This is a genomic window from Pasteurella canis, from assembly GCF_900454865.1.
Classification (GTDB): domain Bacteria; phylum Pseudomonadota; class Gammaproteobacteria; order Enterobacterales; family Pasteurellaceae; genus Pasteurella; species Pasteurella canis.
This window is the reverse complement of record NZ_UGTV01000009.1, coordinates 1-9,172: the sequence shown is the minus strand read 5'-3', so window position 1 is coordinate 9,172 and position 9,172 is coordinate 1. Positions and strand designations below refer to the sequence as shown.

Below are 9,172 nucleotides of genomic sequence, written 5' to 3'. Positions count from 1 at the left end.
AAGTAGTTGATCGTTTTATTCGTGAAGTTATCCAACCAAATGGTTTAGCTTATGAAGGAAGTGGTTACTTACATTGGGAAGGTCTAGTTTGCTTAGAAGCACTTGGAAATGTGATGAAAGTCACCGCACTTTAGTAAAAGAATGGTTAGAGAAAAACGGGTTGCAACAAATCGAAATCAGTCAATTATTCGACATTTGGTGGGAATACCCTGCAAAAGAAGCATAAATAGCTGATAAGGCGAACATCATTGTTCGCCTTTTTCATTTTAATTAGACAATAATTCTTTAATCCTCTGTAGAAACCCTTGACGAATCATCCTTTCAAGCGTAACATTCGCCCCGATTTAGTAATATGAGGACACACACTTTGGACAGTCACAGTCGATACCGAATTGCTTTTTTACTGTAACTTTCGCTGTTGCCTTTATATCAGCGAAGTTCGCTGATAGATCATTTCTAACACCATTTTATTCGGCATCTTTTTATGGTCATCGAGATATCGATAGCCAATAATCAAACGAAAAATTAATCATTCTTTTACTATCACGGCTTATTTCGTTTGGTTTCTTTTGTTCATTGCGTTGTTCATAATCCAATTAAGGAGTATGACAAAATGATAAATGCTTTCACTCTTGAAGATGCTCGTCTTGTTCGCATTGATGAAGATGAAAATACACAACTAAACAATGCAATCTGGCTCGATCTACTTGAACCGACGAGCGAAGAACGCGAAATTTTACAAGATAGTCTAGGACAAAGCCTCGCAACGTTTCTCGAATTAGAGGACATTGAAGCATCTGCTCGTTTCTTTGAAGACCAAGATGGCTTACACTTACACTCATTCTTTTATTGTGAAGACGAAGAAGATTATGCTGATTTAGCCAGCGTCGCCTTTACTGTACGTGATGGCCGCCTCTTTACACTACGTGATCGTGAACTGCCTGCCTTCCGTTTATATCGTATGCGCTCACGTAATCAACGCTTAATTGAATGTAATGCTTACGAAGTTTTATTAGATTTATTTGAAACTAAAATTGAGCAACTGGCTGATGTTATTGAAACTGTGTATTCTGATTAGAAAAATTAAGTCGTGTAATCTTAGATGGTACACAAGGTGAGGCTTTTGACCAGGCATTGTCGACGCTAACCGAACAAGAGGACACCAGCTCAAAAGTGCGTTTATGTCTGATGGATACACAACGAGCATTAAGCTTCTTAGTTCGTAAAACACGCTTACCTGCAAATCAGCTTGAACAAGCTCGTGAAATTTTACGTGATATTGAATCATTACAACCACATAATGAATCTTTATTCCAACGTGTAAACTTCTTAATGCAAGCAGCAATGGGTTTCATCAGTATTGAACAAAACCGCATTATTAAAATCTTCTCAGTTGTGTCAGTTATCTTCCTTCCACCGACATTAGTTGCTTCTAATTATGGGATGAACTTTGATGTAATGCCAGAGCTCGGGTTTGAAATTTGGCTATCCAATGGCATTAGGTTTAATGGCTCTCGCAGCATTTGCCCCATATTGGTATTTTAAACGCAAAGGTTGGTTATAAAAATTTAAGGTAATACAATGAACTCATTACAAATTTTAATTTTTACATTGATTGATGTATACGGATTTATTTTAGTTTTACGTGCATGGTTCCAATTTAGCAGAGTGGATTTTTTAAATCCACTCTCACAAGGCTTAGTTAAAATTACTCAACCTGTTTTATCTCCTTTGCGTACATTTATTCCTACATTCAGGAATATTGATTTAGCCGCGCTCATTTTGGCTTTCTTATTATTTAGTATCAAATTTCCCCTCGCACATTTAGTAGGTAATGTATTTATTAGTCATGCAGACATTCTCGACTATGCATTAGCAGGCTTACTCACATTAATACGTACATGTGGAAAAGCCGTTTTCTATGTTCTTTTACTTAGTGCAATCATGAGTTGGTTTAATCGCACCCCTAATCCAATGCAATTTGTTCTCCATCAGCTAACCTCTCCACTTTTAAGCCCAATTCAACGCATTTTACCTAATACAGGAATGATTGATTTTTCACCGATGATACTGGTTTTTGGTTTATTTTTCTTAGACAAAGTTCTACTGGATCTTTTCGGTGCTTACTGGTTATTAGCAAGCTACTAAAAGTGCGGTCAATTTGAAAGGTGTTTTGTAATAGTGACAATATTCGCAGTAGAAAAACAGGGTGAAGATTTAAGATTACGGATTTTTTTGCAACCAAAAGCAAGTAAAGATCACATTGTTGGGCTACATGACAATGAGCTTAAAATCACTATTACAGCACCGCCTATTGATGGGCAAGCAAATGCACATTTACTCAAATTTTTAAGCAAAACATTCAAAGTACCCAAAAGCAGTATTGTATTAGAAAAAGGTGAACTCAATCGACATAAACAGATTTTAATCCCAAACCCCAAAGTGATCCCAGAAGTCGTATCTGCCTTATTAAAATGAACCGCACAAACGTTCACTGCTTCTCTTTTACTTAAATAAAACGACTTGCCAACAAAATAAGCTGAAAATACTATAGGTTTAACTCAAAAAGACTTTTCTTTGGATTAATTTTGAACCCTTCGGCCTCTAATAAAGCTTGTTGTTGCTGTCCCTGTTCAACCAAACGCGTAGATTGTGTGTAGCGTACAAACTCTTTTGCCTTTGCAATTAAAGCTGCATAAACTTCTGCATAATTTGAATTAGGCGAGACAAAAATATCGGTTAATTGCCAATAACGTTGTAATTGAAGAGAAGAAAGACGGGGATAGAGCTGAATGAAACCAAGTGCGTGCTGGTTTTCATTCACTGCAATAAAGAAAATGCTTTCACTAAAACGAATACGATTGGTCAAAAAGGCTAAAGTGCGGTCAGGATTTTCCAGCATTCCATGAGAAAGACGATATTGCTCAAAGAGCGGTAATAGAATGTCTAAATTCCATTGTTCAGCTTTAAAAATTTTCATTTTCGTCACAATCGGGCATTTTTTGTTAAATCTATACAGTGAATTGTAGCTTTTTAAAACAAAATAATCATCTTTTACCAAAAAAATTTTTCAAATTTGCCTAAAATCAACAGAACTAAATAAAAAATTTGATATAGTAGTGCGGTCATTTTTTATTAATTTAATACGGAGAAAAATTATGGCTCGTCGTCCTTTAGTTATGGGTAACTGGAAATTAAACGGTAGCAAAGCATTCACAAAAGAATTAATTGAAGACTTAAAAACAGAATTATCGGATGTTAAAGGTTGTGATGTCGCAATTGCACCACCTGTCATGTATTTAGCTGAAGCCGAGGCAGCGTTGACTGGCAGTACAATTGCACTAGGCTCACAAAACGTCGATGTAAACGTACAAGGTGCATTTACAGGTGATATTTCAACCGAAATGTTAAAAGATTTTAGTGCGAAATATATCATTATCGGTCACTCTGAGCGTCGAACCTATCATAAAGAAAGCGATGAGTTTTATCGCGAAAAAATTCGCGGCATTAAAACAAGCAGGTTTAGTGCCAGTATTATGTATCGGTGAAAGCGAAGCGGAAAACGAAGCAGGCAAAACAGAAGAAGTGTGCGCACGTCAAATTGATGCAGTGTTGAATACATTAGGCGCTGAAGCATTTAACGGTGCAGTAATCGCATACGAACCCATTTGGGCAATCGGTACTGGTAAATCAGCCACTCCAGCGCAAGCACAAGCAGTTCACGCCTTTATCCGTAGCCACATTGCGAAGAAAGATCAAGCCGTCGCAGAACAAGTTATTATCCAATATGGTGGTTCTGTAAATGATGCAAATGCGGCTGAGTTATTCACTCAACCAGACATCGACGGTGCATTAGTTGGTGGCGCATCATTAAAAGCACCAGCATTTGCCGTGATCGTAAAAGCAGCTGCAAAAGCAAAAAACTAATTTAATCTCTTAAAACAAAAAGCAGATCAAATGATCTGCTTTTTTATTACCTAAAGTGCGGTCTGTTTTTCTATTTTTTCCAACTCACAAACGCCCAAGTTTTAAAATCTCCACGTGCAGAAGTGATATTTGGGTGTTTGGCGTAATAGTCTTTGAGTTTTGCCATTTCTTGTTCGGTTAACTCGCCAATCGACCACTGTACTGATTGGATAAAACTGTGCTCATCGATTTTTTCAGGCTTAATTAAACTGCATTCAGCAGTAATAAAATCCACAGAAGCGTAATAGCCTTTTTGATGTAACAAATTCAGCGCATACATATAATTCGGGAATCCCACCGAATCTCTGCCAATATATTGCAAAATGTCGCGTGCGATAAAGTCTTTTTCGACAATCATCGTCATATAAACTGCTTTTCTTGCTTTGGCATTCAGCTTATCCAATGCTTTATCTAAATCAGCCACCATTGAAGAACGTGATGACACACAGATATCACATTCTGGCACATCGTCCCAATTCTCTTCCCAAGATTTGCGAATAGGCTGCACGTTATCCAACCCTAAATTCTGCGCGCGTTGTTGTAAAACGGACAACATTCCTTCACTGTAATCTAAGCCATACACTTTTATTAGATGTGGGCTGCGGTGGTGGTGCGATTTCTCTGCCGTTGCCACATTAAAAAAGTGTATGGCTTAGATTACAGTGAAGGAATGTTGTCCGTTTTACAACAACGCGCGCAGAATTTAGGGTTGGATAACGTGCAGCCTATTCGCAAATCTTGGGAAGAGAATTGGGACGATGTGCCAGAATGTGATATCTGTGTGTCATCACGTTCTTCAATGGTGGCTGATTTAGATAAAGCATTGGATAAGCTGAATGCCAAAGCAAGAAAAGCAGTTTATATGACGATGATTGTCGAAAAAGACTTTATCGCACGCGACATTTTGCAATATATTGGCAGAGATTCGGTGGGATTCCCGAATTATATGTATGCGCTGAATTTGTTACATCAAAAAGGCTATTACGCTTCTGTGGATTTTATTACTGCTGAATGCAGTTTAATTAAGCCTGAAAAAATCGATGAGCACAGTTTTATCCAATCAGTACAGTGGTCGATTGGCGAGTTAACCGAACAAGAAATGGCAAAACTCAAAGACTATTACGCCAAACACCCAAATATCACTTCTGCACGTGGAGATTTTAAAACTTGGGCGTTTGTGAGTTGGAAAAAATAGAAAAACAGACCGCACTTTAGGTAATAAAAAAGCAGATCATTTGATCTGCTTTTTGTTTTAAGAGATTAAATTAGTTTTTTGCTTTTGCAGCTGCTTTTACGATCACGGCAAATGCTGGTGCTTTTAATGATGCGCCACCAACTAATGCACCGTCGATGTCTGGTTGAGTGAATAACTCAGCCGCATTTGCATCATTTACAGAACCACCATATTGGATAATAACTTGTTCTGCGACGGCTTGATCTTTCTTCGCAATGTGGCTACGGATAAAGGCGTGAACTGCTTGTGCTTGCGCTGGAGTGGCTGATTTACCAGTACCGATTGCCCAAATGGGTTCGTATGCGATTACTGCACCGTTAAATGCTTCAGCGCCTAATGTATTCAACACTGCATCAATTTGACGTGCGCACACTTCTTCTGTTTTGCCTGCTTCGTTTTCCGCTTCGCTTTCACCGATACATAATACTGGCACTAAACCTGCTTGTTTTAATGCCGCGAATTTTTTCGCGATAAACTCATCGCTTTCTTTATGATAGGTTCGACGCTCAGAGTGACCGATAATGATATATTTCGCACTAAAATCTTTTAACATTTCGGTTGAAATATCACCTGTAAATGCACCTTGTACGTTTACATCGACGTTTTGTGAGCCTAGTGCAATTGTACTGCCAGTCAACGCTGCCTCGGCTTCAGCTAAATACATGACAGGTGGTGCAATTGCGACATCACAACCTTTAACATCCGATAATTCTGTTTTTAAGTCTTCAATTAATTCTTTTGTGAATGCTTTGCTACCGTTTAATTTCCAGTTACCCATAACTAAAGGACGACGAGCCATAATTTTTCTCCGTATTAAATTAATAAAAAATGACCGCACTACTATATCAAATTTTTTATTTAGTTCTGTTGATTTTAGGCAAATTTGAAAAATTTTTTTGGTAAAAGATGATTATTTTGTTTTAAAAAGCTACAATTCACTGTATAGATTTAACAAAAAATGCCCGATTGTGACGAAAATGAAAATTTTTAAAGCTGAACAATGGAATTTAGACATTCTATTACCGCTCTTTGAGCAATATCGTCTTTCTCATGGAATGCTGGAAAATCCTGACCGCACTTTAGCCTTTTTGACCAATCGTATTCGTTTTAGTGAAAGCATTTTCTTTATTGCAGTGAATGAAAACCAGCACGCACTTGGTTTCATTCAGCTCTATCCCCGTCTTTCTTCTCTTCAATTACAACGTTATTGGCAATTAACCGATATTTTTGTCTCGCCTAATTCAAATTATGCAGAAGTTTATGCAGCTTTAATTGCAAAGGCAAAAGAGTTTGTACGCTACACACAATCTACGCGTTTGGTTGTTGAACAGGGACAGCAACAACAAGCTTTATTAGAGGCCGAAGGGTTCAAAATTAATCCAAAGAAAAGTCTTTTTGAGTTAAACCTATAGTATTTTCAGCTTATTTTGTTGGCAAGTCGTTTTATTTAAGTAAAAGAGAAGCAGTGAACGTTTGTGCGGTTTCATTTTAATAAGGCAGATACGACTTCTGGGATCACTTTGGGGTTTGGGATTAAAATCTGTTTATGTCGATTGAGTTCACCTTTTTCTAATACAATACTGCTTTTGGGTACTTTGAATGTTTTGCTTAAAAATTTGAGTAATGTGCATTTGCTTGCCCATCAATAGGCGGTGCTGTAATAGTGATTTTAAGCTCATTGTCATGTAGCCCAACAATGTGATCTTTACTTGCTTTTGGTTGCAAAAAAAATCCGTAATCTTAAATCTTCACCCTGTTTTTCTACTGCGAATATTGTCACTATTACAAAACACCTTTCAAATTGACCGCACTTTTAGTAGCTTGCTAATAACCAGTAAGCACCGAAAAGATCCAGTAGAACTTTGTCTAAGAAAAATAAACCAAAAACCAGTATCATCGGTGAAAAATCAATCATTCCTGTATTAGGTAAAATGCGTTGAATTGGGCTTAAAAGTGGAGAGGTTAGCTGATGGAGAACAAATTGCATTGGATTAGGGGTGCGATTAAACCAACTCATGATTGCACTAGTAAAAGAACATAGAAAACGGCTTTTCCACATGTACGTATTAATGTGAGTAAGCCTGCTAATGCATAGTCGAGAATGTCTGCATGACTAATAAATACATTACCTACTAAATGTGCGAGGGGAAATTTGATACTAAATAATAAGAAAGCCAAAATGAGCGCGGCTAAATCAATATTCCTGAATGTAGGAATAAATGTACGCAAAGGAGATAAAACAGGTTGAGTAATTTTAACTAAGCCTTGTGAGAGTGGATTATAAAAATCCACTCTGCTAAATTGGAACCATGCACGTAAAACTAAAATAAATCCGTATACATCAATCAATGTAAAAATTAAAATTTGTAATGAGTTCATTGTATTACCTTAAATTTTATAACCAACCTTTGCGTTTAAAATACCAATATGGGGCAAATGCTGCGAGAGCCATTAAACCTAATGCCATTGGATAGCCAAATTTCAAACCGAGCTCTGGCATTACATCAAAGTTCATCCCATAATTAGAAGCAACTAATGTCGGTGGAAGGAAGATAACTGACACAACTGAGAAGATTTTAATAATGCGGTTTTGTTCAATACTGATGAAACCCATTGCTGCTTGCATTAAGAAGTTTACACGTTGGAATAAAGATTCATTATGTGGTTGTAATGATTCAATATCACGTAAAATTTCACGAGCTTGTTCAAGCTGATTTGCAGGTAAGCGTGTTTTACGAACTAAGAAGCTTAATGCTCGTTGTGTATCCATCAGACATAAACGCACTTTTGAGCTGGTGTCCTCTTGTTCGGTTAGCGTCGACAATGCCTGGTCAAAAGCCTCACCTTGTGTACCATCTAAGATTACACGACTTAATTTTTCTAAATCAGAATACACAGTTTCAATAACATCAGCCAGTTGCTCAATTTTAGTTTCAAATAAATCTAATAAAACTTCGTAAGCATTACATTCAATTAAGCGTTGATTACGTGAGCGCATACGATATATAAACGGAAGGCAGGCAGTTCACGATCACGTAGTGTAAAGAGGCGGCCATCACGTACAGTAAAGGCGACGCTGGCTAAATCAGCATAATCTTCTTCGTCTTCACAATAAAAGAATGAGTGTAAGTGTAAGCCATCTTGGTCTTCAAAGAAACGAGCAGATGCTTCAATGTCCTCTAATTCGAGAAACGTTGCGAGGCTTTGTCCTAGACTATCTTGTAAAATTTCGCGTTCTTCGCTCGTCGGTTCAAGTAGATAGATCGAGCCAGATTGCATTGTTTAGTTGTGTATTTTCATCTTCATCAATGCGAACAAGACGAGCATCTTCAAGAGTGAAAGCATTTATCATTTTGTCATACTCCTTAATTGGATTATGAACAACGCAATGAACAAAAGAAACCAAACGAAATAAGCCGTGATAGTAAAAGAATGATTAATTTTTCGTTTGATTATTGGCTATCGATATCTCGATGACCATAAAAAGATGCCGAATAAAAATGGTGTTAGAAATGATCTATCAGCGAACTTCGCTGATATAAAGGCAACAGCGAAAGTTACAGTAAAAAAGCAATTCGGTATCGACTGTGACTGTCCAAAGTGTGTGTCCTCATATTACTAAATCGGGGCGAATGTTACGCTTGAAAGGATGATTCGTCAAGGGTTTCTACAGAGGATTAAAGAATTATTGTCTAATTAAAATGAAAAAGGCGAACAATGATGTTCGCCTTATCAGCTATTTATGCTTCTTTTGCAGGGTATTCCCACCAAATGTCGAATAATTGACTGATTTCGATTTGTTGCAACCCGTTTTTCTCTAACCATTCTTTTACTAAAGTGCGGTGACTTTCATCACATTTTCCAAGTGCTTCTAAGCAAACTAGACCTTCCCAATGTAAGTAACCACTTCCTTCATAAGCTAAACCATTTGGTTGGATAACTTCACGAATAAAACGATCAACTACTTCATCA

6 protein-coding genes and 8 pseudogenes are annotated in these 9,172 nt (G+C 37.3%); 7 read left to right on the top strand and 7 right to left on the bottom strand.

The annotated features are described in order from the left end of the window. The 4 genes and pseudogenes from DYE19_RS00470 to yggU (DYE19_RS00455) form a co-directional block, all read left to right on the top strand. A pseudogene (locus DYE19_RS00470) lies at window positions 1-226 on the top strand (50S ribosome-binding protein YggL); the annotation flags it as partial. 387 nt (window positions 227-613) lie between these two features. Continuing rightward, window positions 614-1,564, top strand: a pseudogene (gene corA / locus DYE19_RS00465) (magnesium/cobalt transporter CorA). Window positions 1,565-1,581: 17 nt separating this feature from the next. Beyond that, window positions 1,582-2,148, top strand: a complete 567-nt coding sequence (locus DYE19_RS00460) for a YggT family protein (RefSeq protein WP_115322268.1) — start codon at window positions 1,582-1,584, stop codon at window positions 2,146-2,148. A gap of 39 nt (window positions 2,149-2,187) precedes the next feature. Continuing rightward, window positions 2,188-2,478 (top strand): DUF167 family protein YggU, encoded by a 291-nt coding sequence (yggU, locus tag DYE19_RS00455; protein ID WP_115322263.1) that lies wholly within the window; start codon window positions 2,188-2,190, stop codon window positions 2,476-2,478. Window positions 2,479-2,548: 70 nt separating this feature from the next. On the opposite strand, the gene DYE19_RS00450 is transcribed toward yggU (DYE19_RS00455), so the two are convergent. Further along, window positions 2,549-2,980, bottom strand: coding sequence for a GNAT family N-acetyltransferase (locus DYE19_RS00450; RefSeq protein WP_115322267.1), 432 nt, complete (start codon window positions 2,978-2,980; stop codon window positions 2,549-2,551). A 178-nt stretch (window positions 2,981-3,158) separates the two neighbouring features. Between DYE19_RS00450 and tpiA (DYE19_RS00445) the strand changes: the two are divergent. After that, window positions 3,159-3,927: pseudogene (gene tpiA, locus DYE19_RS00445) on the top strand (triose-phosphate isomerase). Between the two features lie 70 nt (window positions 3,928-3,997). Here the strand turns inward: tpiA (DYE19_RS00445) and DYE19_RS00440 are convergent. After that, a pseudogene (locus DYE19_RS00440) lies at window positions 3,998-4,555 on the bottom strand (class I SAM-dependent methyltransferase); the annotation flags it as partial. On the opposite strand from DYE19_RS00440, the pseudogene DYE19_RS00435 reads away from it, so the two are divergent. Continuing rightward, window positions 4,552-5,161, top strand: a pseudogene (locus tag DYE19_RS00435) (class I SAM-dependent methyltransferase); the annotation flags it as partial. The pseudogenes DYE19_RS00440 and DYE19_RS00435 overlap by 4 nt on opposite strands. 70 nt (window positions 5,162-5,231) lie before the next feature. Here DYE19_RS00435 and tpiA (DYE19_RS00430) read toward each other — a convergent pair. Continuing rightward, a complete protein-coding gene (gene tpiA / locus DYE19_RS00430) occupies window positions 5,232-5,999 on the bottom strand; it encodes a triose-phosphate isomerase (RefSeq protein ID WP_115322261.1) in 768 nt (255 codons plus the stop codon). A 178-nt stretch (window positions 6,000-6,177) separates the two neighbouring features. Here tpiA (DYE19_RS00430) and DYE19_RS00425 point away from each other — a divergent pair, with 178 nt between their 5' ends. Further along, on the top strand, window positions 6,178-6,612 hold the full coding sequence (locus tag DYE19_RS00425) for a GNAT family N-acetyltransferase (RefSeq protein WP_115322266.1): 435 nt from the start codon (window positions 6,178-6,180) through the stop codon (window positions 6,610-6,612). Between the two features lie 71 nt (window positions 6,613-6,683). On the opposite strand, the pseudogene yggU (DYE19_RS00420) reads toward DYE19_RS00425, so the two are convergent. From yggU (DYE19_RS00420) to DYE19_RS00405, 4 genes and pseudogenes are all read right to left on the bottom strand, one after another. Then, window positions 6,684-6,974: pseudogene (gene yggU / locus DYE19_RS00420) on the bottom strand (DUF167 family protein YggU). Window positions 6,975-7,013: 39 nt separating this feature from the next. After that, a pseudogene (locus DYE19_RS00415) lies at window positions 7,014-7,579 on the bottom strand (YggT family protein). A gap of 16 nt (window positions 7,580-7,595) precedes the next feature. Beyond that, window positions 7,596-8,552, bottom strand: a pseudogene (corA, locus tag DYE19_RS00410) (magnesium/cobalt transporter CorA). Between the two features lie 388 nt (window positions 8,553-8,940). Continuing rightward, window positions 8,941-9,172: 50S ribosome-binding protein YggL (locus tag DYE19_RS00405; RefSeq protein ID WP_115322265.1), on the bottom strand; the 232-nt coding region annotated here is incomplete at its 5' end.

What these genes read in the sequence shown, in the direction of transcription:
- DYE19_RS00425 (WP_115322266.1), top strand. Translation starts at nt 6,178, where the DNA reads ATGAAAATTTTTAAAGCTGAACAATGGAATTTAGACATTCTATTACCG.
- DYE19_RS00460 (WP_115322268.1), top strand. Translation starts at nt 1,582, where the DNA reads ATGAACTCATTACAAATTTTAATTTTTACATTGATTGATGTATACGGA.
- tpiA (WP_115322261.1), bottom strand. Translation starts at nt 5,999, where the DNA reads ATGGCTCGTCGTCCTTTAGTTATGGGTAACTGGAAATTAAACGGTAGC.
- DYE19_RS00450 (WP_115322267.1), bottom strand. Translation starts at nt 2,980, where the DNA reads ATGAAAATTTTTAAAGCTGAACAATGGAATTTAGACATTCTATTACCG.